We start from the raw sequence: 25,461 nt of genomic DNA on the forward strand, positions 1-25,461 counted from the left end.
TCAGCGCCCCCCCATCTGCGATGGGCCGAACAGCCGGAGCTGGAGCGCATAGAGGGCGAGCGTTGCCACCAGGAGGACGAAGGCCGCGGCGCTTCCCATGCCCCAGTTGACGAGGCTCTGGACGAACTGCGCGATGAGCTCGGCCAGCATCATGTTGCTGGTGCCGCCGAGAAGCGCCGGGGTGACGAAATAGCCGAGCGACATGACGAAGACCATCAGCCCGCCCGCCGCCATGCCCGGAGCCGCCAGCGGCAGCAGGATGCTCCACAGCGACTGCCACCGCGTCGCGCCGCACAACGCTGCCGCCTGCAGGATGGAGGCGTCGATGCGGCGGATCACGCCATAGAGCGGCAGGATGATGAAGGGCAGCATGATGTAGACCATGCCGATGGTGACGCCGACCAGGTTGTTAACGAGGGTCAGCGGCTGGTCGATGAGCCCAAGGTTCATCAGCGTCTTGTTGATGATGCCGGTGCGCTGGAGCAGCACCATCCACGCATAGGTTCGGGCGAGAAGATTGGTCCACATCGAGAGAAGCAGGATCGCGAAGACGATCCGCGACCAGCGCGCCGGCATGATCGCCAGCGTCCAGGCGACGGGAAAGCCGACCAGCAGCGCAATCGCCGTCACGAGACCGGAGACGAGGAAGGTGTTGAGGAAGACGCGAAGGTAGGTCGTGGAGCCCAGCAGCTCAGCGTAGTTGCCGAGACCCGGCTCGGGCTCCAGCACGCTGCGCAGGAGCAGCGAGACCACCGGGACGACAAAGAACAGCAGCAGGAGCAGGAGCGCCGGGGCGGCCGGACTGAGGCCGGCGGGCAGCCATCCTCGACGCTTCGATGGCCCGGCGAGGGCTGTCGCGTGCGGTGCATGGGTCATGGAATCAGCCGGTCTCCCGATCAAATGTTCCCGCTGCGGCACCCGCGGCCTCCGCGGCACCCGCGCAGGCGCGCGCGGCGCTGCGCGGGCGTGGCCTCGGTCGGCGCAGCGCGAGCGACGCCGCTACTGCGCCTGCCAGGCGTACCAGCGCGTGCCAATCTCATCGCGATGTTCAGCCCAGTAGGCCATGTCCGCGTTGACCTGGCTGGCGGTCTGCTGATTGGGCAAGGTTTTCGCGATCGCCGGGTCCATCAGCGCCGGCGAGTCCAGATTGGTCGGCGCATAGCCGGTCGCAGCCGCCATGTCGGCCTGGGCCTGGGCGGAGGTGGCGAGCGCGATGAACTTCATCGCCGCGTCCTTGTTCTTGGCGCCCTTCGGCACGACCAGGGAGTCGGCGGCGGTGATGTTGTCGTTCCACGATGTCTTGATCGTCATGCCGTCCGCGGCAAGCGCCGTCAGACGCCCGTTCCAGAACGAGCCGAAAGGCGCCTCGGCGGAGGCGAGGAGCTGCTGCGACTGGGCACCGCCGGACCACCAGATGATGTCGGCCTTGATGGTGTCGAGCTTCTTGAAGGCGCGGTCGAGATCGAGCGGATAGAGCTTGTCGGGCGCGACGCCGTCGGCAAGGAGCGCGGCCTCGATCACGCCGGGCGCGGACCATTTGTAGAAGGTGCGCTTACCCGGAAACTTCGCACTGTCGAAAAGATCGGCCCAGGTTTCCGGGCAAGCCGCGACGGCGTCCGCGTTGCACCCGATCACGAAGGAATAATAGAACGAGCCGACCGAATGGTCGGTGACGAAGCGCGGATCCAGCTTGGTCTTGTCGATCACGGTGAAGTCGAGCGGCTCGAGCAGCCCCTTCGTCCCGGCCTGTACGGCATAGTCGCCCTCGACGTCCACGGCATCCCAGGTGACGCCGTTCGCCTCCACCATGGCCTTCAGCTTCCCGTAATCTGTCGGTCCGTCCATCAGGACATTGACCCCGCTGGCGGCGGTATACTTGTCGACCCAGGCCGCCTTCTGCGCATCCTGGGTGGTGCCGCCCCAGCTCGTGAACACCATGTCCTCGGCGGCCGCGGCGCCGACGAGCGCGATGGATGCCGCCAGCGCGGCGATGAGTGTCTTCTTCATGTCGTCCTCCCAGTGGATGCGTGTTGGGCTGTTCCGGCCCGGCTTTTCGCCGTTCGGCCGTCAGCGCATGACGAACGGATCCGGAATCGGATCGTCGGATGTCCTCAGCCAGACCGTCTTGGTGCGCGTGTAGTCGAGGGCGGCGGCAAGGCCTCCCTCGCGTCCATGGCCGGACAACTTTGTGCCGCCGAACGGCGCGATCGGCGAAACGGCGCGGTAGGTGTTGACCCAGACCACCCCGGCCCGGAGCGCCCGCACCATGCGGTGGGCCTTGGCGAGGTTGGTCGTGAAGACGCCGGATGCGAGGCCGAAGCGCGTGTCGTTGGCGATCTCGATTGCCTCTGTTTCGGTGTCGAAGGACACGGCGGAGAGGACGGGGCCGAAGAACTCCTCCGCCAGCGCCGGCGATCCGCCGGCGTCGCAGTCGAGAATGGTCGGCGGATAGAAGTGGCCGGGGCCGTCCGGCACGCGCCCGCCGGTCAGGATCCGCCCGCCGGCCGCGACCGTGCGATCGACCAGCGCCTGGATGTGCGCGCGCTGCCGGAGCGTGCAGAGCGGACCGACCTCTGTCGCCATCTCCTGCGGCGCCCCGATCGCGATGCGCTCCGCCTTCTCGCGGAGGATCGCGAGGAAGCGGTCCTTGACGCTGCGCTCCACCACCAGGCGCGAGCCGGCGACGCAGCTCTGGCCGGTCGCCGCGAAGATCGCCGCAACCTGCGCATTGGCGGCGCTCTCGAGATCGGCATCGGCGAAGACCACGAACGGCGACTTGCCGCCAAGCTCCAGCGAGGTCGATGCAAGGTTCTCGGCGGTGCCGCGCACGACATGGCGCGCCGTCTCCGGTCCCCCGGTAAAGGCTACATGGGCGACGAGGGGATGGCGCGTCAGCGCCGAGCCGCAGGACGGACCGAAACCGGTGATGACGTTGACGACGCCCGCGGGAAAGCCCGCCTCGTGAACCAGGCGCGCGAAATGCAGCAGCGGCGCCGGTCCATCCTCGGACGCCTTGACGACCAGCGTGCACCCGGCGGCGAGAGCCGGGCCGATCTTGACGGCGGCGAGGAAGAGCTGGCTGTTCCACGGCACGATCGCGGCGACGACGCCGATCGGCTCGCGCCGGGTCCAGACCTCCATGTCCGGCTTGTCGATCGGCAGCACCGCGCCTTCGATCTTGTCGGCAAGCCCGGCATAATAGCGATAGTAGTCGGCGACGTAGGCGATCTGCGCCGACGTCTCGCGGATGATCTTGCCGGTATCGCGCGTTTCGAGTTCCGCGAGTTCGGCGGCATTCGCCGCGACGAGGTCGGCGAGGCGGTAGAGGAGGCGGCCGCGGGCGCTCGCCGTCAGCCTCGGCCAGGGGCCGTCGCGAAGGGCGCGGTCTGCCGCACGCACCGCGCGGTCGACGTCGGCCTCGCGCGCCTCGGGCATGTCGGCCCAGGCTTCGCCGGTCGACGGGTCGAGGCTCGCGAAACTTGCCTCGCCGTCGGTGAAGTCGCCGTCGATGTAGCTCTGGAACCGCCGCATCTGCTTCACTCCGCGAAGGCCGGCATGACGTCGGCGATGAACCGCTCCAGCGAGGCGCGCTTGCGCTCGAAGGGCATGCCGGTGTCGATCCAGAACGAGTATTCGTCGTAGCCCATGGCCTCGTAGGCCTTGATGCGACCGATCACTGCCGCGGCGTCGCCGACGACGTTGTTGGCGCGCATGACCTCGGCCGAGACCATGGTGTTGGCCGCCAGGTCCTCGGCCGAAAGGCGCTGCATCAGGCCCTGGCTGACCGGGCGCTCGTTCTTGAACCAGGCGAAGAAGTAGTTGTAGTAGACCGACAGCTCGCGCGCGGCCTCGGCGACATCGGCTTCGTTCGAACCGACATAGGTGTGGCGAAGCAGCATGATCTTCGGCCGCGCCTTGTCCGGGTGCGCCGCGCAGGCCGCCTCGAAGCGGTCCATCAGCGTGCGGACCTCCCCGTCGTCCTGCCAGAGCGGGGTCACCTGGACGTTGCAGTCGTTGGCGACGGCGAACGCATGGCTGTTCGGATCGCGGGCGGCGACCCAGATCGGCGGGCCCGGCTGCTGCACGGGCTTCGGCGCCGAGGTCGTCGCGGGAAACTGGTAGAACTCGCCCTCATGGGCGTAGTCGCCGGCCCAGAGCGCCTTGGTCGCCGGAATGAGCTCGCGCATGCGCTGCCCGGCACCCCAGGCGTCGAGCCCGGGATGCAGCCGCTCGTACTCGTAGGAATAAGCGCCGCGGGCAATGCCGATATCGAGACGCCCGCCGGTGATCAGATCCGTCATCGCTGCTTCGCCGGCAAGCTTGATCGGGTGCCAGAAGGGCGCGATCACCGTTCCGGTGCCGAGGCGCACGTTCTTCGTCCGGTTGGCGAGATCGGCGATCGTGACGAACGGGTTCGGCGCGATCGTGAAGTCCATGCCGTGGTGCTCGCCGGTCCAGATCGCATGCATGCCGCCCTGGTCCGCGATCTCGCAGAGGGCAAGAAACTCGCGGTAGAGGTCCTCCTGGCGCTGGTCCGCGCCGAGCCGCTCCATGTGGACGAAGAGGGAGAACTTCATGGCTCAGGCCTTTCCCGGGAGGGGATGAACCCGCCCCGTCGTTTCGTTGCCGACATAGACGCCGAAATTGCCGAGCGTGCTCTCGGCGACGTAGCGGCGCAGGATGTCTGCCGTCTGTGGATTGGCAAGGCGGTCCATCGGGAGCGCGTCGATGGCGAAGAAGGTCGCTTCGCGGGGTTCGCCGCGCGCGGCGCTGGCCCGGTAGACGATGTTTTGCTGGCCGCCGGTTCGGTCCTCGAACACCGAGAACAGGTAGCCGGCCGTCGCCGAGACGTCCGTCCGGGATCGAAGATCGTCCTCGAAGGCTTCCGCCGGATCACGCGGGCCGATCACGGTGCCGGGCAGCGCGAAGCGGTCGGTGCCGGAGGGAACGAGGAGGATTTCGCCGGCGCGCTCGACCACGGCGGAGACCCGCGTCTCGCCGTCGCCGGCCGCGCGCAGCGCCTTGGCCTCCAGCGCCGGCGTGAAATAGCCGCCGCGCACGTAGCCGAGGCCGTTGCGGCCGGAGTTCTCGAAGCCGGCGACCCGGCCGATCAGGATCGCATGATCGCCGGCGTCGACGATCTGCTCGGCCGTGCAGTCGAACCAAGCCGCGGCCCCCGGGAAGACCGGCGAGCCGGTCGGCCCGTCGTGCCACTCGACCGCAGCGAATCGGTCCTCCACGGGCTTGGCGAAGGTGTTGGAGACGTCCTTCTGATCCTCCGCCAGAACGTTCACCGCGAACGCCCGCGCGGCCGTCATGTTGGCGAAGTTGCGGGACGTCTTGGCGAGGCAGATGAGCAGCAGCGGCGGGTCCAGCGACACCGACGCGAAGGAGTTCGCCGTGAAGCCGATCGGCGTTCCGTCGCCCGTGCGGCTGGTGACGACGGTGACGCCGGTGGCAAAGGCGCCGAAGGCATCTCTGAGGGCGCGGGGATCGAAGGTGGTCATGCTCGTTTCTCCCAGTTCAGGCGTCAGCGGCGGAGCCAGTCGGCGAGGTGTTGGTTCACTTCGTCCGGCGCGGTGAGGTTCACCATGTGACGGTGCCCCCGGATGATCACCGCTCGCCCGTGCGGGGCGGCCTCTGCCATCGCCTGCGCCATTTCAGGCGTCGAGTTCGGATCGCCGTCGCCGGTCATAAACAGCGCCTCGGCGTCGACCTTCGGCCAGGCGTCGGCATAGGTATCATCGCCGCCGGCAAAGGCGGCATAGGCGGTGGCGTAGCCGGCGAGGTCGACGCCGGCGAGCCAGTCGCGCGTCAACCGGTAGGCCGTCTCGGTCTCGGCACCATCCCCGAACCAGCGCCGGAGCGGTCCCTCAAGGTCGACCCCGCCCGCCGCGATTTCTCTCGCCCGCTGCTCGACCGCCGCCCGGGCATCCGGCGAGCGGCGGTGCACGCCGTTGAGGAGGGCGACGCGCCGGATGCGCTGCCCGAAGGTCGCCGCGGCCCCGCCCGAGACCAGGGCGCCCATCGAATGCCCGGCAAGGTTCACCGCGTCGAGACCGAGTTCGTCCAGCGTCCGTCCGAGCCATTCGACGAAGTCTTCGAGGGGCGAGCCCGCCGGCAAGGCATCGCTGGCGCCATGCCCCGGCAGGTCCAGCGCGATGACCCGGTGCGTCGACGACAGCGCGGCTATCTGAGGGTCCCACGCCTCGGAGCGCATGCCGACGCCGTGGATCAGCAGCAGCGGTTCGCCGCAGCCTGCCTCCCGGAAGGCGGCGCCGCCGGACGTTCTAGACCGAGGCAGGGTTGGAGACATCGTGGCCCAAATCCTTGAGGTCCTGATAGCGGTCGCCGATCCGGTGATGCGGTCGCCCGCCGACCGAGGCGCCGAGCGCAACCAGGATCTCTCCTGCCGCCGGCGCGTCCGGCACGGCGGTCTGGATGGTCAGGTAATGCGACCGCCGTCCCTCGTCGTTCTTGTCCATCAGCGGGATCATCACCGGCGCGTTCGCTGGGCCCCGCGTGTTGCAGAAGGCGAGGTAGGATTTGGCACCGACGGCCTGGCGGTAGTGGTTGCCGAAACGCAGCGTGTGGATCAGCGCCGACGCGTGCTCGATCTCGCCGTCCAGCCCGACCACAGCGGCCTTGCCGTAGGCTTCGACCGCTTCGCCGGAGCCGACGGCATCGAGGATCATCCGGGTGAGAAGCTCGCCGAGGATCGGCGCGCCGGCATGGATCTCCGGCCTCAGGTCCTCGACGAAACCCCGGCCGGCCCACGGATTGCGGACGACGGCGATCGCGGTGAAGAGCTTCAGCGGCGTCGGCGCCGCCTTGCCGCCTTCGATCAGGGTGGTCTCGACCTGAAGAAGCGTCTTGCGGATGTCCATCGGTGGATCGTCTCCCGGCATCGTTGATATCCCATATCATGGTATGCCATAACATGGCTGTCAATCACCCTTCGTCGCCTGACCTTCTGGCCAACCTCGGAGAGACATGTGAGCGCTATTAGCGACAATCCCCTGTTCACGGACCGCGCCTTTGTCGGTGGCGACTGGCTGGCAGCGGATGGAACGGGGCGAAGCTTCGCGGTCCGCGACCCGTTCGACGGCGCGGTGCTCGCCATCCTGCCCGACCTCGGCAGGCTCGATACGCAGCGGGCGATCGAGGCAGCCTCCGCGGCTCAGCCCGCATGGGCCCGAATGACGGCGAAGGCGCGGGCGGCGATCCTCAAGCGCTGGTACGGGCTGGTCATCGACAATGCGGACGCGCTGGCGGAAATCCTGACCGCCGAGCAAGGAAAGCCGCTGGCGGAAGCGAAAGGCGAGATCGTCGCGAATGCGGCCTATCTCGAATGGTTCGCGGAAGAGGCCAAGCGCGTCGAGGGCGAGATCATCCCCGGCGCCACGCCGACGCAGCGCATCCTCGTCCTGAAACAGCCGATCGGCGTCTGTGCGGCGATCACACCCTGGAACTTTCCGAACGGCATGATCACCCGGAAGATCGGCCCGGCGCTGGCCGCTGGCTGCACCGTGGTGTTGAAGCCGTCCGAGCTGACGCCGCTTTCCGCGCTGGCACTGGCAGCGCTCGCCGAGCGGGCCGGCGTGCCGAAGGGGGTGCTGTCCGTCGTCACCACGACGGATGCGCAAGGTTTCGGCCTCGAGGTCACCCACAATCCGGCGGTCGCCAAGATCTCCTTCACCGGCTCGACCGCCGTTGGACGCTGGCTGATGCGGGAGGGCGCCGATACGATCAAGCGGCTGAGCCTCGAGCTCGGCGGCAACGCACCCTTCATCGTGTTCGACGACGCCGATCTCGATGCGGCGGCAGACGGCGCGCTCCTGTCGAAGTTTCGCAACGCGGGCCAGACCTGCGTCTGTGCGAACCGCATCTATGTGCAGGACAGCGTGGTCGAGGCCTTCACGCAGAAGCTGATCGATCGCGTCTCGCGCCTGAAACTCGGACGGGGATCGGAGCCCGGCGTCACCATGGGGCCGCTGATCGACGAAAGGGCGGTTCTCAAGATGGAAGCGCATCTGGCCGATGCCACGGCGAAGGGGGCCCGGATCGTCACCGGCGGCAAGCGATCGCCGCTCTCTCCGACCATGTTCGAGCCGACCGTCGTGACCGGGGTGACCCAGGAGATGCTGGTGACGCGGGAGGAGACGTTTGCGCCACTCGCGCCGATCATCTCGTTCCGGGACGAAGCCGACGTCATCGCCATGGCCAACGCGTCCGAGTTCGGTCTCGCCAGCTACTTCTACGCCCGCGACATGCGCCGCATCTTCACCGTCGCCGAGGCGCTGCAGTCCGGCATGGTCGGCGTCAACACCGCCGCGCTGGCCAACGAGATGGCGCCTTTCGGCGGCGTCAAGCAATCCGGCCTCGGGCGCGAAGGCTCGAGGCATGGCATCGAGGGCTACCTCGAACTGAAATACGTCGCCCTGGACGGACTGTGACGCCGCCAGGATCCCCCGCGCAAAATTGACTTTTACGTAAGTCTTCCGGCAGACAAGGTGGTTCGACCCGGGGAATGCCGATGCGCGACTATTACACCATCACCGAACTGACCCGCGAGTTCGACATCTCGACGCGGACCATCCGCTTCTACGAGGACGAGGGGCTGATTTCCCCGATCAGGCGCGGCCGCACGCGGCTGTTCCGGCACTCCGACCGTCAGCTGCTGAAGATGATCCTGCGCGGCAAGCGGCTCGGCTTCTCCATCGCCGAGATCCGCGAGATCATGCAGATGTACAAGACGCCGCCGGGCGAGGCGGGGCAGCTGCGGGCGATCGTCCGCCGCGTCAGCGAGAAGCGCGGCGAGCTCGAGCAGAAGCGGCACGACATCGACGAGCTGCTGGCCGAACTCGACAATGCCGAGGAGGCCTGCCTCACCCGCATGGCCGAGCTCGGGGTGACGCAGGCCAGCTGACGGCCTCGCCTTTCCGCGTGCCTGCCTGCCTGCGCCGGAGCGCGGCTGCTAGGTGCTCTCAGGGCGCCGGCGCCGAGCAGGTGTAGACCATGTCGCTGACCCGGTCGTTCTCCTCGGGGCTTGTGGTGCCGTCGATCAGTTTCTGCAGCAGGTCCTCGGCCGTCAGCTTTTCGCCGACACAGCTGCAATAACGCGTGCAGAAGGCCTCGTCGGCCCGCTCGGCAATGCAGCCGCGCCGGCAGTCGCCGAGGAGCATCGCCGCCGGATCGGGCGGCGACACCTGCGCGAAGACCCAGACGAGCCCGATCAGCAGCGGCTGGTGCAGGAGGTAGAACAGCAGCGAGTGCCGGCCGATGAAGGCGAGCCGCCGGAACCGGACGAGGCGGGGGTTCAGCCGGGAGAGGGCGCCCCACCAGCCGCGGTCCGTCGCCAGCTGCGACGCGGCCATGCCGATCAGCACCGCGCCGAACCAGGGAAACAACGGCACGAAGTCGTTCGACGTCGGCGCGGTCTCGGCCATGCCGATCCAGGCGAGCCAGCGCGGATTGGTGAGCACGGTCTCGTAGACCTGCGGCGAGGCGATTACGGCGATGCCCACTGCCGCCGTCACGAAGAAGGGCAGGCGGAGGAAGGCGAGGCCGAGAAGGCTGGCCAGCGCGATCTCGTGCAGGATGCCGAAGAACACGAAGCCGTTCGGCGTCGCGAAATAGGTCACGACGGTGATCGCCACCGCTCCTGCGGCGACCTGCGCCAGCCGTTTGCCGAAGGGCCGCCAGCGGATCCCCCGCGCATGCGCCAGCACCAGGCTGACGCCGGCGAGGAACAGGAAGCTCGAGGCGATGCAGCGCGCGAACAGCTTCCAGCCGCCGTGGCCGGTCAGGCCGCGCTCGACATAGCCGAAGAACTCGAGATCCCAGGTGAAGTGGTAGACCGCCATCGCCAGCAGCGCGACGCCGCGCAGCACGTCGAGCAGGTCGATCCGCGTCGTGGCCTTGCCGGCCGGGATCACGGCATCCCTCTGGCTCTCGGACATCTCGGCCCCTCCTGCGATTGGACAGCCGGGGCGTTCAGCCTATTTCAGACGCAGAGGCGCCCCGGGGGCGCCGTGATGACACAGAAAGACCAAGGCATGAAGATCATCGAGGCAAACGGCGCACGCATTCCCGCGATCGGCTACGGCACCTGGACGCTGAAGGGCGACGACTGCGCCGACATGGTCGCCCGCGCCATCGAGGCCGGCTACCGCCATATCGACACCGCCGCCATGTACGACAACGAGAAGGCCGTCGGCGAGGGCATCCGCCGCTCCGGCATCGCCCGTGACGACCTCTTCGTGACCACCAAGGTCTGGTGGGAGAACATCGCGGCCGGCGCGCTGCAGCGCTCGGCCGCCGAATCGATCGACAAGCTCGGCATCGGCGCCGTCGACCTGTTCCTGATCCACTGGCCGAACCCGGCAGTCCCGCTCGAGGAGTCGATCGGCGCGCTGAACGAGACGATCACCGCCGGCCAGACCAGGCACATCGGCCTCGGCAACTTCACCAGCACGATGCTCGACGAGGCGGTAGCGCTGTCGCCCGCGCCGATCGCCTGCAACCAGGTCGAATACCACCCGCTGCTGTCGCAGGACGCGATCCACGCCGCTTGCTTGCGCCACGGCATGGCAATGGTCGCCTACTCGCCGGTCGGGCAAGGCGGCGAGATCCTGTCGCACCCGTTGATCGCCGGCCTGGCTGCCCAGTACGGGAAAACGCCGGCGCAGATCGTGCTGCGCTGGGAGGTCCAGCAGGACGGCGTCGCCGCCATCCCGCGCACCAAGACCGTCGCGCGCCTTGCCGAAAACCTCGCCGTCTTCGACTTCGAACTCTCGGCCGAGGACCATGCCTCGGTCACGGCGCTGACGACCGCGCGCAAGCGTCTCGTCAACCCGGGTTTCGCACCGAACTGGGACCGGATCTGAGCAAGCCCGGCCAAGGCCCGTCAAACTTCCTCCGGGCGCGCCGTCGCGTCGCCCGGGGTAGCGCACGGCGCAAGCGGCGCGTAAGCGGGGCACCTGTCCATCTGGAAGGGGTGCCCTTTGTTCTTCGCCGTCTCGAAAGTCGCGTGGTTCCTGATCCAGCCGCTGGTCGCCGTCATGGTGCTGGGTGGCATCGGCCTTGTGCTGCGGCTGCTGCGGTTTCGCCGGATGGGAACGGCGGTCATGTCGCTGGCCGCTCTTGTGCTGGTCGTCGTCTCGCTGTCGCCGCTTGGCCTCGTGATGACTGCCGAACTCGAGAACCGCTTCCCGCCGCCGGTACTCCCCGAGAGGGTCGACGGCATCGTCGTCCTCGGCGGTAGCTTCGACACGCGCGTCGCCAAGACCCGCGGCGAGCCGGAGCTGAACGAGGCCGGCGACCGCATCACCGTCGCCATGGCGCTGGCGCGGCGCTATCCCGAGGCGAAGGTGGTCTTCTCGGGCGGGGTCGCGGCGCTGTTCGACGACGATATCGCCGAAGTCGTCTCGGCCAAGCAGATCTTCACCGCGCTCGGCCTTTCCGAGGACCGGCTGCTGTTGGAGGGCAAGGCCCGCAACACCGCCGAGAATGCCGTCTACACCAAGGCGATGGCGAGCCCGAAGCCGGGCGAGACCTGGCTGCTCATCACCTCGGCCTGGCACATGCCGCGCAGCGTCGGCTGCTTCCGCAAGGCCGGTTTCGACGTCATTCCCTATCCCGTCGACTTCCGCACGCCGCTCGGGCCGGACATCTGGTCGCCCTCGACCACCGCGACGCGCAACCTCGAAAAGGTGCATTTCGCCTTCCGGGAATATGTCGGCCTGCTCGCCTACTGGATGACCGACCGCACCGACGCGCTGTTCCCGGCGCCGCTGCCCGTGCCGGCGGCCGGCGCCGCGCCGTCCGCGCCGGCGGCCTGATCGCCAGCCGTCTATTCCTCGGTCGGCGCCGCCCCGTTCCCGGCCTCCTCGCCGTTCTCGCCGACGGCGTCAGCAGCGCGCGGGTGGCCGATCCGGTAGATGCCCTTGAAGTCCTCGGGGTCGACGATCTTCCCTTTGCGGCGGATGGTCAGCTGGCCTTCGGCGGCAAGCCGGACGGCCTCGGCGCGGATCGGCTTCATCAGGAGGCGCCAGGCCTTCTCGTCGGACCCTGCGATGGCGCGCGCCACCTCGGACGGGCAGAGGGTCTTCTCGCCCGCGCGCTCCGAGAGCATGCTGAGGATCGTCTCGGACATTTCGGTCATGCTCATTCGCCTTCGAACGGATCGCCGGCGGCATAGCGCGCCCGCGAGAAGAATTGCCGGTGCGCGAGGATCGCGATCACGAACAGCGTCGTCGCGATGAAGGCGTAGGCACCAAGGAACCAGCCGAGATAGGCGAGGCCGAAGAAGATGCCGCGCAGGCCGGCATTGAAGTTCTTGGCCGCCAGCGCGTTCATCAGGCCGGCGCTGCGCACCGCCCGCTGGGCCTTGGCCGGGTCGAGTTCGGCATCGTTCCGCATCGGGATCGCGCCGATCAGGATGCTGCAATAGTTGAACAGCCGGTAGGCCCAGCCGAACTTGAAGAAGGCGTAGGCGAAGACCGCCACCAGCCCGAGCAGCTTGGCCTCGACGAGGCCGCGGTCGAGTTCGCCGTGGAAGGGGAGGTCGGCGGCGATGGTCGCGATCTGCTCGGCCGACCCCAGCAGCGCGAAGCACCCGCCGATGGCGAAGATACAGGCCGAGGCGAAGAAGGCGGTGCCTTGCTGCAGGCCGGCCATGATGGCGGTGTCGATCATCCGGAGATCGCGGCCGAGGGTCACCTGCATCCAGCGCCGGCGCTGGGCGTTCATCGCCTGGCTCAGCCCGTACTTGGCCCAGGGACTATGTTCGGTCAGCCAGTTGTAGGCGAACCAGCCGACGAGAAAGATGCCGATCGCCACGGCGTCGCTGAGATCGAAGGTCGCCATCGCTCTTTCCGCTTGCCGCTGCCCGGACAGGCCTTCGCCCGCTCTCTTCCGGACGGACACCTGACCGGCCGCCGCTCCGGCCCTGCACGGTTCCGTCCTACCGCTGGAGCGTCCGTCAGGCCGTGGAGTTGGAGAGCGCTCTAGCACTGCCGCGCCAACGCCGCAAAGCTTTCACGCCCTTCGGTCGGCGGTCTCTCTGCCTCAACAGCCTTCTCGGACCCCAGCAAGCCCGTTCCGGAAGGCATCGCGACCCCAGACGCAAGCCCAGGCCAGCGTCAGCAAATAGTCCTAATATTGGTCTCTATTGGTTTTACCGCAAAAACCGATGACGGCTAAATATTCTCTGTGTGGGTCAATATTCCTATTTCGTGAGAAGCCTGTCATAGCTTGAGCGCTGCCGGCGGTAGGGGTTGCCCTTCAGGCCGGCAGCAGTCCGGGTCCGTTCTCCGTCGCGAAGGAACGGAAGCTGGCAGATCGGTGCTTGAGACAGTCCCCGTTCTTCCGGCGCCGGAAGAGCACATTGGGCCGAGGCGGAGACCTGCTGGCGGTGGTGAGGGCCTTGGCCGGGCCCGAGCCGCCGAAGGACGGCCGGGGCGGGCGCTCCGGCAATGGCACGGCGGCGGCGGTCCTTCGGGAGCATGCGTGTCGTGGGCAAGGGCAGACGACGGTGTTGCGAGCCGCTCGATATGAACGGCAAGGGCGCCGGAGCTTCTTTCCGCTTTCGCAGTCCGGCGTCCCCGTTCCCTCATCCCCCCAGCCGCTTCGGCGCGGGGCGCGCACCCGTGTGGGGGGCCGTACGCTCATATCCAAACTGATGAAGTCGCGAGCGGAAAACACGCAGGCGTGTCCGCGGTCGCGCCGGCTTGGCCCTTCCCGCCGCGGGAGCGCCTTGACGCGGCCGGGCGCGGCGCGGCAGAAGACGCGCATGCCTCTCCACATGGTCAAACTCTGCGTCGGCGCTGATTCCGTCGAGGATCTCCAGTCCTGGGTCGCCGAGCGCTTGGCGACAGCCGCGCGCACCGGCCAGCCGGCCGAGCAGTTCCACCAGACCCGCATGGTGCCCAAGCGCATGGAGGAGATCCTCGATGGCGGCTCGCTCTACTGGGTGATCAAGGGCAAGGTGCAGGTGCGACAGCCGATCCTCGCCTTCCGGCCGGTGGTCGACGGCGAGGGCATCAAGCGCTGCCGGATCGTGCTGGAGCCGAGTTTCATCCTCACCGACTGGCAGCCGCGCCGCGCCTTCCAGGGCTGGCGCTACCTGACGCCGGAAGAGGCGCCGGGCGATATCGGCGCCGGCGGCGACATGGCGTCGATGCCGTCGGAACTCCGCCGCGAACTGGCCGACCTCGGCCTGCTCTGACGGCCTGGCGCTGATGCTGCCGATCCGCCGGGCGAAACCCTCCCGCCTGCCGTGATGTCCGCCGCTTCACCCGTCCGCGGAAAGCGCATCCGCTTTAATCGGACGCGCCAAATTTGATCGCGGCAGACTTTAGCGGAAGCGCAGCCGAATCGCCGGAACGCCGTGCGGCGTCCGCACGCGCAGCCGCGAATGCGCGACCGGCTGCGAGGCACGCCAGGCGCGGGCGCCGTGGCAGAGCAGCAGGCCGACGAGATCCTTCGCCTTCAGCGCCGAACGGCCTTCGCGGAACTCGCCGATCCGGCGCGATGCCTGCTGCATCGGGTGCAGGCCGGCGACCGGCGTCCCGCTGCGGCGGCCGCTGTTGAAGTCGAGGATTTCCTGGTCGACGCTCATCACTGAAGTCCTCGATACGAAGGGTCTGGTGCCGGTCCGGCGGTCGAAATTTTGGGCGCACGAAGCCGTTCGGTCCCGAAAGGGTCCGCTGGAGCATCGTGCGTTGGGTCGGTCAGGTGAGGCGGCCGCGGGGCCGCCGGGTCAGTTGGCCACGGCGTAGCAGTTGTAGGACTGCTTCTTCAGCGCGGCGCAGGCCTGTCCGGCCTCGCTCTTCGACTGGAAGCCGGCGAAGCGGGCGCGGTAGAGGGCGCCGGAGCCGCTGCCGACCTGCTCGGTGTAGCTCTCGGCCCGGATGAGGGCCGAACCGCCCTTGCGCTTGGCTTCCGAGAGCATGTCCATGGCGCGGTCCTTGTCCGGCATGGCGGCGATCTGGACGACCCAGGGTGAAGAAGCGATGCCACCCAGGGCACCCTTTATAGAGCCGGTCGTCGTCGGGTCGAAATCCTCCCCGCCGGGGATCGAGCCTGGTGGAACCGGGGCCAATGCGTTGGCGGTCGGAATCCGGCTCGGCCGCGCCCGCGGCGTGGTCAGCGCCTCGCGCAGCGCCGCACGCCCGACGATCGGACGCGCCGCGGTGCCGGCGATGCGCGCAATGGCGTGGCCGGCATCGGCGTCGGCGCCATAGGCCTCGGCGATCCGCTCGTTGATCGTCTCGCGCATCCGCGGCAGCGGCACGCGGCTCGGCGCGGCGTAGGAGGCCTCCGGCTCCGGGGCCAGCGCGGCGACGGTGACGCGCGGCTCGGTCGGGCGCGGTGCGGCGATCAGCTGGCCACCGTCGCGGGTGCTGGCCGCCGCGAGGTACTTGGTCAGGAGGTCGGCCATGTGCTTGTCGCGCGCGGCGGCACTCGCGCCGCCCATCACCACGCCGACGATCTTCTTGTCGTCGCGCATCAGCGAGGAGACGAGGTTGAAGCCGGAGGCGTTGATATAGCCGGTCTTGATGCCGTCGACGCCCTGGATCTTGCCGACCAGCCGGTTGTGGCCGTTGATCTGCCGACCGCGGAAGTTGAACGACTTGGTCTTGAAGAACGCGAACTCGCGCGGAAAATGCTCGCGCAGGGCAATGCCGAGCGTCGCCATGTCGCGCGCTGTGGTCGTCTGGCCGGGATTGGGCAGGCCGTTGGCATTGCGGAAGGTGGTGCGGCTCATGCCGAGCTGGCGGGCCTTGGCGGTCATCTGCTGTGCGAAGGCAGCTTCCGAGCCGGCCAGCTGCTCGGCGATCACCACCGAGGCGTCGTTGGCCGACAGCGTCACCAGGCCGAGAATCGCCTCCTGCACGGTGAGGGTCGAGCCGACCTTCAACCGCAGCTTGGTCGGCGGCCGGGCAGCGGCGTAAGCCGAGACCTTCATCGGCGTCTGCAGCGAGACGCGCTTTGCCCGCATGGCGTCGAACAGCATGTAGAGCGTCATCATCTTCGTCAGCGAGGCCGGGAAGCGCAGGTCGTCGGCGTTCTTGGAGAACAGCACCTTGCCGTTGTTGGCGTCGATAACGAAGCCCGCATAGCGCTCCTCGGAACTGGCGAAGGCAGAAGACTGAAGCAGAAGGGTGGCGGTCACCGCGACGATACCGACAGATTTGGCGAGCGGGGCGTCGAACTTCATCTTCGTCATGGTCTTACGCACGAGGCTACTCTCTCGGTTCGGTCTGGAGGCAGCAGGGGAATGCCGCCGCAGAAGGTGAGGGAGCCCGAACCGGGAACACTGTCCGGACGCCTCTTCGATGAAACCGAGATTAACGGCACCGCCTTACCAATCCGTTTATGGTTGCCGGAACGTTGTCATCGCAAGTGCAAAGCGTTCACTTCGTGCCGGTAGCGGGCAAGGCGGCCGGCGGCGGAAGTGCGGCATCTCCCCACACGATAGATTGAACCGGGACGGCGACAGTGAAATGCTGAGCACCGCATGTCGCCTTCACGTTCTAGCGAGTCGGGACCGCCAGCCGCCTGGCTCGGCAGTCCGCGTCCTCGCCGGACGGCGGGGAAAAGCGGGAGAAGAATGGCAGGGGTGTGACGGCCGGGCGAAACAGGACCGTGTGGTCCGCCGACGGGCCAGGGGCTCGCCGGGGAAGGACGGGATGACCATGTTAGAGGCGTCCCCGACAGGGAAAAGCGTCCGGCCAATAGCGGCCCGGCAGAGGCATCCCGGCGGACAACGGATGGCCGGAGGGGCGAAAGGACGCGCCTTCGGGACGGTCCCTTAAAATTGCGAGAGAGCACATTACATACATTTTGATGACAGGGGTGATGGCAGTGGGCGACGCGGAACTTTCGAGGAATCAGACGTCGCAGCCGGCGAGAAGCCAGGCCGACAAGCAACGTGGCACTGATCCCGACCGCAATACCTCGGTCATCACCCGCACCAAGCCGCAGACGAAGAAGCCAAGCCTTTACAGGGTGCTGCTTCTGAACGACGATTACACCCCGATGGAGTTCGTGATCCACGTCCTGGAGCGTTTTTTCCAGAAGGATCGCGAGGCAGCGCACCGTATCATGCTGCATGTGCACAACCACGGCGTCGGTGAATGCGGGGTCTATACATACGAGGTGTCGGAGACCAAGGTCACGCAAGTCATGGATTTCGCCCGCCAGCATCAACATCCGCTGCAATGCGTGATGGAAAAGAATTGAGGTGAATCGTGCCCACATTTTCGCAAAGTCTGGAAAAGTCGCTGCATCAGGCCCTGACGCTCGCCAATGAGCGCCAGCAGGAATTCGCAACCCTCGAGCACCTTCTGCTGGCGCTGCTCGAGGACAAGGATGCCGCCGCGGTCATGAAGGGCTGCAGCGTCGATCTCGACGTGCTCCGCGCGAGCCTTGTCGAGTACATCGACACCGAGCTCGCCAATCTCGTGACCGGCCATGATGAGGATTCGAAGCCTACAGCCGGCTTCCACCGGGTCATCCAGCGCGCGGTGATTCACGTGCAGTCGTCCGGCCGGGAAGAGGTGACCGGGGCGAACGTGCTCGTTGCGATCTTCGCCGAGCGCGAGAGCCATGCTGCCTATTTCCTGCAGGAACAGGAGATGACGCGCTACGATGCCGTCAACTTCATCGCGCATGGGATTGCCAAACGCCCCGGCTCCTCCGAAAGTCGGCCCCTCAGAAGCGCCGAGGACGATCAGTCGACCATGGGACCGGACGAGGAAGGCAGGCGCAAGACGACCCAGGACGCCCTTACGGCTTACTGCGTGAACCTCAACGAGAAGGCCAAGTCCGGCCGCATCGATCCGCTGATCGGTCGCTCGGAGGAGATCAACCGCACCATCCAGGTGCTGTGCCGCCGCTCCAAGAACAATCCGCTCTATGTCGGTGATCCCGGCGTCGGCAAGACGGCGATCGCCGAGGGCCTCGCCAAGCGCATCGTCGAGGGCGACGTGCCCGAGGTGCTGCTGGACGCGACCATCTTCTCGCTCGACATGGGAACGCTGCTCGCCGGCACCCGCTACCGCGGCGACTTCGAGGAGCGTCTGAAGCAGGTCGTCAAGGAGCTCGAGGAATATCCGGGCGCCGTCCTGTTCATCGACGAGATCCACACGGTGATCGGCGCGGGCGCCACCTCGGGCGGCGCGATGGATGCGTCGAACCTCCTGAAGCCGGCGCTGTCGAGCGGCGCCATCCGCTGCATCGGCTCGACCACCTATAAGGAATACCGGCAGTTCTTCGAGAAGGATCGGGCGCTGGTCCGTCGCTTCCAGAAGATCGACGTCAAGGAGCCGTCGATCGACGACGCCATCGCCATCATGAAGGGCCTGAAGCCCTACTTCGAGGACTTCCACAACGTGAAGTTCTCGAGCGAGGCGATCAAGGCCGCGGTCGAGCTGTCGGCGCGCTACATCAACGACCGCAAGCTGCCGGACAAGGCAATCGACGTGATCGACGAGACCGGCGCCTCGCAGATGCTGCTCCCGGAAGGCCAGCGCAAGCGCAAGATCGGCATCAAGGAGATCGAGGCAACCATCGCCACGATGGCGCGGATTCCGCCGAAGTCGGTGTCGAAGGACGACGAGGAAGTGCTCCAGCACCTCGACACCCAGCTAAAGCGGGTCGTCTACGGGCAGGACACGGCCATCGATGCGCTGTCGGCGACGATCAAGCTGGCGCGCGCAGGCCTTCGCGAGCCGGAGAAGCCGATCGGCAGCTATCTGTTCTCCGGTCCGACCGGTGTCGGCAAGACGGAGGTCGCCAAGCAGCTGGCTTCGGCGCTCGGCGTCGAGCTCCTGCGCTTCGACATGTCGGAGTACATGGAGCGGCATACCGTTTCGCGGCTGATCGGCGCGCCTCCCGGCTATGTCGGCTTCGACCAGGGCGGGCTGCTCACGGACGGCATCGACCAGCATCCGCACTGCGTGCTGCTGCTCGACGAAATCGAGAAGGCGCATCCTGATCTCTTCAACATCCTGTTGCAGGTCATGGACCACGGCCGGCTGACCGACCACAACGGCAAGAAGATCGACTTCCGGAACGTCATCCTGATCATGACGACGAATGCCGGCGCGTCGGAAGGGGCAAGGGCCGCCATCGGCTTCGGCTCTTCCAAGCGCACCGGCGACGACGTGGAGGCGATCAACAAGCTGTTCACGCCGGAATTCCGCAACCGTCTCGATGCCATCATCCCGTTCGCCGGCCTTGGGGCAGGCGAAATCAACCGGGTCGTCGAGAAGTTCGTCATGCAGCTGGAAGCCCAGCTGTCGGAGCGCGGCGTGACCTTCGAGCTGACGCCGGAGTCGATCGTCTGGCTGGCCGACAAGGGCTATGACGAGCACATGGGGGCGCGGCCTCTGGCGCGCGTCATCCAGGAGTACATCAAGAAGCCGCTGGCCGACGAAGTGCTGTTCGGCAGGCTCAAGAAGGGCGGAACCGTCAAGATCACCGTCGTCGACGATCCCGACAAGGCGGGCGCCCGCAAGCTTGCGCTCGAGGCGATCGCCGACGAGCAGCCGAAGGCCAAGCGCAAGTCGCGGGCCAAGGTCGATGCCGACGGCGAGGATCTCGAGGATGACGACGGCGAGGATTACGGCGACGACGAGGACGAGGGCGATGTCGCCGTGAAGGTCGCGCGGCGTCCGGCGGCAAAGCGCAAGCCGTCCTGATCCACCATTTAATCGAAGGGGCCGTCCGCAAGGGCGGCCCCTTTTTTTGCGTTTCGCTTCAGCATGATCGGGCATGCCCATGCCGGGAACTGACCTCGCCAGGAAGCGCTCCTCGCTCCACTGGATCGGCAAGGGCATGCTCGGCATGCTCAGTCCGCCCGCCCTCATCCTCGTGACCGCCTATGTCGGCTTTGCCGCCGTGGCCCGCGAGGCCGGCTTCGACTGGCTGCAGACCTCGTTCATGACATTGACGGTTTGGGCGCTGCCCTCGCAGATCATCCTGATCGGGGCGGTGAGCGCCGGCATCGCGCTGCCGGCGGCGGCACTCGCGGTCGGCCTGTCGGCGATCCGGCTGATGCCGATGACCGTCGCGCTGATCGCCGAGGTCAAGACGCCGCAGACGCGGACCCTGAAACTTCTGGCCTTCTCGCACTTCATCGCGATCACCGCCTGGGTGTTCGCGATGCAGCGGCTGGACGAGGTCCCGCGGGAGAAGCGCCTGCTCTATTTCGGCAGCTTCGGCGCGACGCTGACGCTGACGAACACGCTGGTGGTGGCGCTGGTGTTCAACCTGATGGACGAACTGCCGGCGCTGATCACCGGCGCGCTGGCCTTCCTGACGCCGGTCTACTTCCTGATCTCGCTGTTCCATTCGGCCCGCGACCGCTCGGGGCGCCTGGCGCTGCTGTTCGGCATGCTCTGCGTGCCGCCGGCGCACTGGCTGTCGCCGGAGTTCGACCTCCTGATCGCCGGGATCGCCGGCGGCGCGATCGCCTTCGCCCTCGGGCGGCGGCTGGAGAAGGGGGCGTCGGCATGAACCTCGGCTTCCACGACATCGCAGCGGCCTGGTGGCCCTATGCCTTCATCCTGCTGGCCGGCTGGCTGCCGACCGACATCTGGCGCTATCTCGGCGTGCTCTCGGCCGGCCGCATCGACGAGAACTCGCCGAACATTGCGCTCGTGCGCGCCATCGCGACCGGCATGGTCGCCGCCGTCATCGCGCGGATGGTGCTCTACCCCAGCGGCGCGCTCGCCGACGTTCCGGACGCCGTGCGGATCGGCGCCATGGTCGCCGGCTTCCTCGTCTACCTCGCCGCCGGCAAGCGCATTCTCGTCGGCATCCTGGCGGCGGAAGTGGTGCTGATCGGGCTGCCGATGGCGATGGCGGGCTGAGGGTCTCAGGCCGCCCGATCTCCCCCCTTGAGGGGGAGATGTCCGGCAGGACAGAGGGGGGTGGACCTAGGCCGCGACGCTAGACCAATCCGCCACCTCGACCGGGCCTGGTCAAGAAGTTCGCCGCCGCGGCAGCGTGCCCCCCTCTGGCCTGCCGGCCATCTCCCCCTCGGGTGGGGAGATCGGCAATCGGCATGCGTCAGTTCGCTGCGAGCGCCGCCTTGATCAGCTCGGCCTGTTCGGCCAGCAGCGCGCCGTCCGCCATCGCGCCGGAATGCGGCACCAGTGACACGCCGGCATAGCGCGGGATGACGTGGACGTGGAGGTGGAACACGGTCTGGCCGGCCGGCGCCTCGTTGAACTGTGTCACCACTACGCCGTCGGCGGAGAAGGCCGCTTTCACCGCGCGCGCCAGCCGTGCCACGATCGGCATCAACGCGGCGAGCGTTGCGTCTTCGGCGTCGAGAAGGTTGCGCGAGGGGGCCTTCGGGATCACCAGCACGTGCCCCTTCGATTGCGGCATGACGTCCATGATGGCGATGGCGGTCTCGTCCTCGAACACCTTCTGGCTCGGGATCTCGCCGCGCAGGATCTTGCCGAAGATGTTCTGCGGATCGTAAGCCATGGTCGTCTCCTCAGGCGGGTTGCGCTCCCGGGGGACCACGATCCGCCCGGCCGGTCAATCCTGTTCGGCTTGGTCGGGGCGTAGCGGCTCGGGCGGGCTCGCCGCGTCCGCGCCGCTCTCGTGCTTCTTGAACGGCGTATGCTCGCCGAGCATGGCCTGCATCGCCGCCACCTGCCGGCGCTCGACCTCGAGATGGTTTTCGATCGCCTGCCGCAGCCCGGGATGGCGGATGTAGTGGGCCGAGTGCGTCGTCACCGGCTCATAGCCGCGCGCCAGCTTGTGCTCGCCTTGCGCCCCGGCCTCGACGACGGCCAGCCGGTGTTCGATCGCATAGTCGATCGCCTGGTGGTAGCAGAGCTCGAAATGCAGGAAGGGGTGGTCCTCGGTGCAGCCCCAGTAGCGACCGTAGAGCACGCCGCCGCCGACGAAGTTCAGCGCCCCGGCGATATAGCGGCCCTCGCGTTTCGCCATCATCAGGACGATGCGCTCCGGCATCCGCTCGGAGATCAGCGAGAAGAACTTTCGGTTGAGGTAGGGGCGGCCCCATTTGCGGCTGCCGGTGTCCATGTAGAAGCCGTAGAAGGCGTCCCAGGCCGCCTCGGTCAGGTCCTTGCCGGTAAGCCACTCCACCGTGATGCCGGGCGCCAGCGCCTCGCGCCGCTCTTTCCGAAGACCCTTGCGCTTGCGGGAGGCGAGCGTCTCCAGAAAATCCTCGTAGCTGCCATAGCCGCGGTTCTGGAAGTGGAACTGCTGGTCGATGCGGTGGAGGAACTCGCCGTCCTCCATCGCCTCGATATCCGCTTGCGTCAGGAAGGTCGCATGCGCCGAGGAGATGCCGGTCTGGCCGACGTAGGCCTTGATGCCCTGGCAGAGCGCCAGCCGCCGCACCTCGGCGCCGGCGGCATGTCCGACCAGCAACCGCGGTCCGGTCGCGGGGGTGAACGGCACGGAGATCTGAAGCTTGGGGTAATAGCTGCCGCCGGCCCGCTCCAGCGCGTCGGCCCAGCCGTGGTCGAAGACGTATTCGCCCTGGCTGTGGCTCTTGAGATAAGCCGGCATGGCCGCGAGGATCTGTCCGGAGGCGGTCTCGAGCACGAGGTGCTGCGGCATCCAGCCGGCGCGCGCCGAAACACTGCCGCTGTCCTCCAGAGATTTCAGAAATGCATGCAGCAGGAAGGGGTTGCCGTCGGGCGATGAAGCAGTGCCTCCACTGCCCGCTGTTTCCGGCGGCGAGACGGCGGCAAGGCCGTCCCAGGTTGTCGGCGCGATCTGGTCGATGGATTCGAGGACGCGCAGGGAAAAGACATCTCCCTCGGCCTCGGTGGTGTCGGTGCCCTGTTTCATCGTCCCAAGCTATCGCCCACCTGCCGCATTGCAAGCGCTCAGGCCTGCGGCGAAAAACCCTCGAAAGTCATCTGGTCGGCATGGCGCTCCGTCTGCACGACGTCGTCCGGGTTGCGCACCGTCCAGGTGATGACCGGCGCCTTCTGGTCGGCGCGGACCCAGTCGACGAAGGCGTTCGGCAGATGGTGGACGCTGTAGGAGACGAAGCTGCAGCCGCGGCTGTAGACCCCGCGGTGTTCGGCCAGCTGGTCTGGCTGGAGGCCTTCGGCGGTGAGGCCCACCGGATAGCCGCCCGCGGCGATCGCCTGGTCGATCAGCCAGGGATCGAAGGACATCAGCGCGAGCTTGCCGCGGTAGCCGGCGAGCACCGGCATCAGCCTGTCGAGGAAGTCGGCGTCCTCGTCCGGGCTGCTGCCCTTCAGCTCCATCACCACGGGCACCGCGCCGTCGATGGCGGCGAGGAACTCGGCGACGGTTGGGATGCCGGCCTCGGTGTTGCCGAGCCGCAGGCGACGGAGTTCGTCGAGCGTTGCCGCATCCGTGCGCCCCGGGGTGCCGGTCAGCCGTTCGAGCGTCGCATCGTGGAAGATCACCGGCACCCGGTCGCGCGACAGGTGCACGTCGCATTCGATGGCGTAGCCGCCGGCGATCGCGGCAAGGGCGGCGGGAATCGAGTTCTCCATGACGGCGACATTGCCGTCATGGAGGCCGCGATGGGCGATCGGCCGGCTCACCAGCCAGTCGAGAGAACCGCTGTAACGCATTGCTCTGCCTTATTCTGCCTTACTTGATCTCGAAGAAGGCTTCGATTTCGACGGCGGCGTCGAACGGCAGGCTGGGCACGCCGACGGCCGAGCGGGCATGGCGACCGGCATCGCCGAGGATCTCGACCATGAAGTCCGACGCGCCGTTGGCGACCTTGTGCTGCTCGGTGAAGCTGGAATCGCTGGCGACGAAGACGGTGAGCTTCAGCAGGCGGACGATGCGGGTGAGGTCGCCGCCGAGCGCTGCGCTCGCCTGGGCGAGGATGTTGACCGCGCAGGCCTTCGCCGCGCGCTGGCCGTCCTCGAGCGCCACGCCACCGCCGAGCTTACCGATGACGGCGATCTTGCCGTCCTCGAACGGCAGTTGGCCGGAGGTCTGCAGCACGTTGTTGTAGGTGACATAGGGCACGTAGTTCGCGGCGGGCGCGGCGGCGACGGGCAAGGTGACACCGGCGGCGGCGAGGCGGGAGGCGATCGTGTCGGTCATCAAATTTCCTTTGTTCACATGATTGGGGGGCCGCGGGCGTATTGCCGGACCCCCGTCGGGGATAGAGTGTGACGAGGCCCGACATAGCCCGGATCGCCGGCCTCGTTGAGGAAAGTTTTGCATGGTGTTCCGCAGTTTGGTCGTTCTGGCAATGCTTCCCGCGATGACGGGTCTCGCCGTCGCCGTTCCGCTCGCCCCGCATCAGGCTGTCTACGAATTGTCGCTCGCGTCGGGCTCCACCGACTTCGTCGGGGCGGAGGGGCGAATCGCGCTGAAGCTGCAGACCGAGACCTGCGGCGTCTACGCGCTGGACTATCGCTTCGTCGCGAAATTCCAGCAGGAGGAGGAGGTGACGGTCACCGACCAGCAGACGATCTCGACCGAGAACGCCGACGGCAGCGACTTCAGCTTCACCACCAAGACCTTCGTCGACGGTTCGCCGGAAAAGGAAATCCGCGGTAAGGCGCGGCGCGAGGGTGATGCCACGAAGGTCGCGATGCAGTCGCCGAAGGCGGCGGAGTTCAGCCTGCCGCTCTCCTATTTCCCGATGCAGCATACCGCGACGCTGATCGAGCACGCGAAGGCCGGCGACCGGATCGTCGAGGCGAAGCTCTTCGACGGCGACGACGACGCGGAGAAGCTGCTCTCCAGCACCGCCATCATCAGCCCGAACGATCCGCCGGCAGCGCCGGCCGCGCCGGAGGCAGGCAAGGCCGAGGGCCCGCCGCCGCCGCGACGTTCGCCGAAGATCGACCAGGAACTGGCGGGGCTGAAATCCTGGAAGGTCAGCGAATCCTACTACAACAGCGACAGCGATCCCGATGGCATGCCGGTGTTCGAGACCAGCTACACCCTCTACGAGAACGGCGTGTCGGACGCGCTGACGCTGAATTTTGGCGAGTACGCCTTCAACGGCGCGCTGAGCCAGCTCGATCTGTTGGATGCGAAGGGGTGCAAGTGAGACGGGGCGAGTACGGTGACGGGGTGAAGAGAGGGCTTTAGGGCCAAAGCTTCCTCATCCCGGACTTGATCCGGAATGAGAAAATTGAGGGGTCTGAGAAATGCGCAGAAGCTTCATATGGTCGCGCATCTCTCCGCCGCACCGCCACCTACTCTGACGACGTCACCCCGCTATTCCGCTTGGACTCCATTCCGCAAATCGAACCCTCCACCCCCTGCATCCGCGGTCGTATCCGCCCCGCGCCTTGCACCTAACTCTTGCCCGCTCGCCTGAATCGGTGTATGGGCGCGGTCATTCCACACACGGAATTCGGGACTTCATGGCGACCTCGGTCGTCCGCTGCGGTCCCTCCGGTGGCAGCCAACCCTGGCTGCTTCTTTTCCGTGGAGGCTGAA

The 25,461-nt window shown here is 67.2% G+C and carries 26 protein-coding genes; 10 read left to right on the top strand and 16 right to left on the bottom strand.

Features of this window, described 5'->3' with window-relative positions:
• The 7 genes from ACZL02_RS05390 to ACZL02_RS05420 form a co-directional block, all read right to left on the bottom strand.
• On the bottom strand, positions 1–876 hold the full coding sequence (locus ACZL02_RS05390; RefSeq protein ID WP_472937570.1) for an ABC transporter permease: 876 nt from the start codon (positions 874–876) through the stop codon (positions 1–3).
• A 123-nt stretch (positions 877–999) separates the two neighbouring features.
• The gene (locus ACZL02_RS05395; protein ID WP_472937571.1) at positions 1,000–2,007 is read right to left on the bottom strand and encodes an ABC transporter substrate-binding protein; all 1,008 of its coding nucleotides are present in this window, start codon (positions 2,005–2,007) and stop codon (positions 1,000–1,002) included.
• Between the two features lie 60 nt (positions 2,008–2,067).
• The gene (locus ACZL02_RS05400) at positions 2,068–3,531 is read right to left on the bottom strand and encodes an aldehyde dehydrogenase (RefSeq protein WP_472937572.1); all 1,464 of its coding nucleotides are present in this window, start codon (positions 3,529–3,531) and stop codon (positions 2,068–2,070) included.
• A gap of 5 nt (positions 3,532–3,536) precedes the next feature.
• Positions 3,537–4,577 (bottom strand): LLM class flavin-dependent oxidoreductase, encoded by a 1,041-nt coding sequence (locus ACZL02_RS05405; protein ID WP_472937573.1) that lies wholly within the window; start codon positions 4,575–4,577, stop codon positions 3,537–3,539.
• A gap of 3 nt (positions 4,578–4,580) precedes the next feature.
• Entirely contained in the window at positions 4,581–5,507 is a 927-nt protein-coding gene (locus ACZL02_RS05410) for a flavin reductase (RefSeq protein ID WP_472937574.1), read from the bottom strand.
• 23 nt (positions 5,508–5,530) lie between these two features.
• Entirely contained in the window at positions 5,531–6,316 is a 786-nt protein-coding gene (locus ACZL02_RS05415) for an alpha/beta fold hydrolase (RefSeq protein ID WP_472937575.1), read from the bottom strand.
• Positions 6,291–6,908, bottom strand: a complete 618-nt coding sequence (locus ACZL02_RS05420; RefSeq protein ID WP_472937576.1) for an amino acid synthesis family protein — start codon at positions 6,906–6,908, stop codon at positions 6,291–6,293. The genes ACZL02_RS05415 and ACZL02_RS05420 overlap by 26 nt, the downstream gene beginning before the upstream one ends.
• 87 nt (positions 6,909–6,995) lie before the next feature.
• Between ACZL02_RS05420 and ACZL02_RS05425 the strand changes: the two genes are divergently transcribed.
• Positions 6,996–8,456, top strand: coding sequence for an NAD-dependent succinate-semialdehyde dehydrogenase (locus ACZL02_RS05425; RefSeq protein ID WP_472937577.1), 1,461 nt, complete (start codon positions 6,996–6,998; stop codon positions 8,454–8,456).
• Between the two features lie 80 nt (positions 8,457–8,536).
• Positions 8,537–8,929 carry a MerR family transcriptional regulator gene (locus ACZL02_RS05430; RefSeq protein ID WP_472937578.1) on the top strand — a complete coding sequence of 131 codons (393 nt, stop codon included), beginning with the start codon at positions 8,537–8,539 and terminating at the stop codon, positions 8,927–8,929.
• 58 nt (positions 8,930–8,987) lie between these two features.
• Here ACZL02_RS05430 and ACZL02_RS05435 read toward each other — a convergent pair whose 3' ends face one another.
• Positions 8,988–9,962, bottom strand: coding sequence for an acetyltransferase domain-containing protein (locus ACZL02_RS05435; protein ID WP_472937579.1), 975 nt, complete (start codon positions 9,960–9,962; stop codon positions 8,988–8,990).
• A 96-nt stretch (positions 9,963–10,058) separates the two neighbouring features.
• Between ACZL02_RS05435 and ACZL02_RS05440 the strand changes: the two genes are divergently transcribed.
• Together ACZL02_RS05440 and ACZL02_RS05445 are read left to right on the top strand one after the other, a co-directional pair.
• The gene (locus tag ACZL02_RS05440; RefSeq protein WP_472938136.1) at positions 10,059–10,889 is read left to right on the top strand and encodes an aldo/keto reductase; all 831 of its coding nucleotides are present in this window, start codon (positions 10,059–10,061) and stop codon (positions 10,887–10,889) included.
• 117 nt (positions 10,890–11,006) lie between these two features.
• A complete protein-coding gene (locus ACZL02_RS05445) occupies positions 11,007–11,843 on the top strand; it encodes a YdcF family protein (RefSeq protein WP_472937580.1) in 837 nt (278 codons plus the stop codon).
• A gap of 11 nt (positions 11,844–11,854) precedes the next feature.
• Here the strand turns inward: ACZL02_RS05445 and ACZL02_RS05450 are convergent, their stop codons facing one another.
• Both ACZL02_RS05450 and ACZL02_RS05455 read right to left on the bottom strand, forming a co-directional pair.
• The gene (locus tag ACZL02_RS05450) at positions 11,855–12,166 is read right to left on the bottom strand and encodes a DUF3253 domain-containing protein (protein ID WP_472937581.1); all 312 of its coding nucleotides are present in this window, start codon (positions 12,164–12,166) and stop codon (positions 11,855–11,857) included.
• 2 nt (positions 12,167–12,168) lie between these two features.
• The gene (locus ACZL02_RS05455) at positions 12,169–12,870 is read right to left on the bottom strand and encodes a DUF599 domain-containing protein (protein ID WP_472937582.1); all 702 of its coding nucleotides are present in this window, start codon (positions 12,868–12,870) and stop codon (positions 12,169–12,171) included.
• A gap of 925 nt (positions 12,871–13,795) precedes the next feature.
• Between ACZL02_RS05455 and ACZL02_RS05460 the strand changes: the two genes are divergently transcribed.
• The gene (locus ACZL02_RS05460) at positions 13,796–14,230 is read left to right on the top strand and encodes a DUF1489 family protein (RefSeq protein WP_472937583.1); all 435 of its coding nucleotides are present in this window, start codon (positions 13,796–13,798) and stop codon (positions 14,228–14,230) included.
• Positions 14,231–14,359: 129 nt separating this feature from the next.
• Here ACZL02_RS05460 and ACZL02_RS05465 read toward each other — a convergent pair whose 3' ends face one another.
• Together ACZL02_RS05465 and ACZL02_RS05470 are read right to left on the bottom strand one after the other, a co-directional pair.
• The gene (locus ACZL02_RS05465; RefSeq protein WP_472937584.1) at positions 14,360–14,623 is read right to left on the bottom strand and encodes a hypothetical protein; all 264 of its coding nucleotides are present in this window, start codon (positions 14,621–14,623) and stop codon (positions 14,360–14,362) included.
• Positions 14,624–14,764: 141 nt separating this feature from the next.
• Positions 14,765–16,246 carry a serine hydrolase gene (locus tag ACZL02_RS05470; protein WP_472937585.1) on the bottom strand — a complete coding sequence of 494 codons (1,482 nt, stop codon included), beginning with the start codon at positions 16,244–16,246 and terminating at the stop codon, positions 14,765–14,767.
• A gap of 620 nt (positions 16,247–16,866) precedes the next feature.
• Between ACZL02_RS05470 and clpS the strand changes: the two genes are divergently transcribed.
• From clpS to ACZL02_RS05490, 4 genes are all read left to right on the top strand, one after another.
• Entirely contained in the window at positions 16,867–17,250 is a 384-nt protein-coding gene (gene clpS / locus ACZL02_RS05475) for an ATP-dependent Clp protease adapter ClpS (protein ID WP_472937586.1), read from the top strand.
• Positions 17,251–17,258: 8 nt separating this feature from the next.
• The gene (gene clpA / locus ACZL02_RS05480; RefSeq protein ID WP_472937587.1) at positions 17,259–19,712 is read left to right on the top strand and encodes an ATP-dependent Clp protease ATP-binding subunit ClpA; all 2,454 of its coding nucleotides are present in this window, start codon (positions 17,259–17,261) and stop codon (positions 19,710–19,712) included.
• Positions 19,713–19,791: 79 nt separating this feature from the next.
• A complete protein-coding gene (locus ACZL02_RS05485; protein ID WP_472937588.1) occupies positions 19,792–20,529 on the top strand; it encodes an AzlC family ABC transporter permease in 738 nt (245 codons plus the stop codon).
• Positions 20,526–20,885 carry an AzlD domain-containing protein gene (locus ACZL02_RS05490; RefSeq protein WP_472933288.1) on the top strand — a complete coding sequence of 120 codons (360 nt, stop codon included), beginning with the start codon at positions 20,526–20,528 and terminating at the stop codon, positions 20,883–20,885. Before ACZL02_RS05485 ends, ACZL02_RS05490 begins: the two co-directional genes overlap by 4 nt.
• Before the next feature lie 199 nt (positions 20,886–21,084).
• Here ACZL02_RS05490 and ACZL02_RS05495 read toward each other — a convergent pair whose 3' ends face one another.
• The 4 genes from ACZL02_RS05495 to ACZL02_RS05510 are packed head-to-tail and all read right to left on the bottom strand — an operon-like array spanning position 21,085 to position 24,105.
• Positions 21,085–21,510 (bottom strand): HIT family protein, encoded by a 426-nt coding sequence (locus tag ACZL02_RS05495; RefSeq protein WP_472937589.1) that lies wholly within the window; start codon positions 21,508–21,510, stop codon positions 21,085–21,087.
• A 54-nt stretch (positions 21,511–21,564) separates the two neighbouring features.
• Positions 21,565–22,854, bottom strand: coding sequence for a GNAT family N-acetyltransferase (locus ACZL02_RS05500; RefSeq protein ID WP_472937590.1), 1,290 nt, complete (start codon positions 22,852–22,854; stop codon positions 21,565–21,567).
• A 38-nt stretch (positions 22,855–22,892) separates the two neighbouring features.
• Positions 22,893–23,618 carry a glycerophosphodiester phosphodiesterase family protein gene (locus ACZL02_RS05505; RefSeq protein ID WP_472937591.1) on the bottom strand — a complete coding sequence of 242 codons (726 nt, stop codon included), beginning with the start codon at positions 23,616–23,618 and terminating at the stop codon, positions 22,893–22,895.
• Between the two features lie 19 nt (positions 23,619–23,637).
• Entirely contained in the window at positions 23,638–24,105 is a 468-nt protein-coding gene (locus ACZL02_RS05510; RefSeq protein WP_472937592.1) for a RidA family protein, read from the bottom strand.
• Between the two features lie 121 nt (positions 24,106–24,226).
• Between ACZL02_RS05510 and ACZL02_RS05515 the strand changes: the two genes are divergently transcribed.
• The gene (locus tag ACZL02_RS05515; RefSeq protein ID WP_472937593.1) at positions 24,227–25,066 is read left to right on the top strand and encodes an EipB family protein; all 840 of its coding nucleotides are present in this window, start codon (positions 24,227–24,229) and stop codon (positions 25,064–25,066) included.
• Positions 25,067–25,461 lie beyond the last annotated feature (395 nt).

The organism is Mesocryomonas fontinalis (assembly GCF_055730125.2).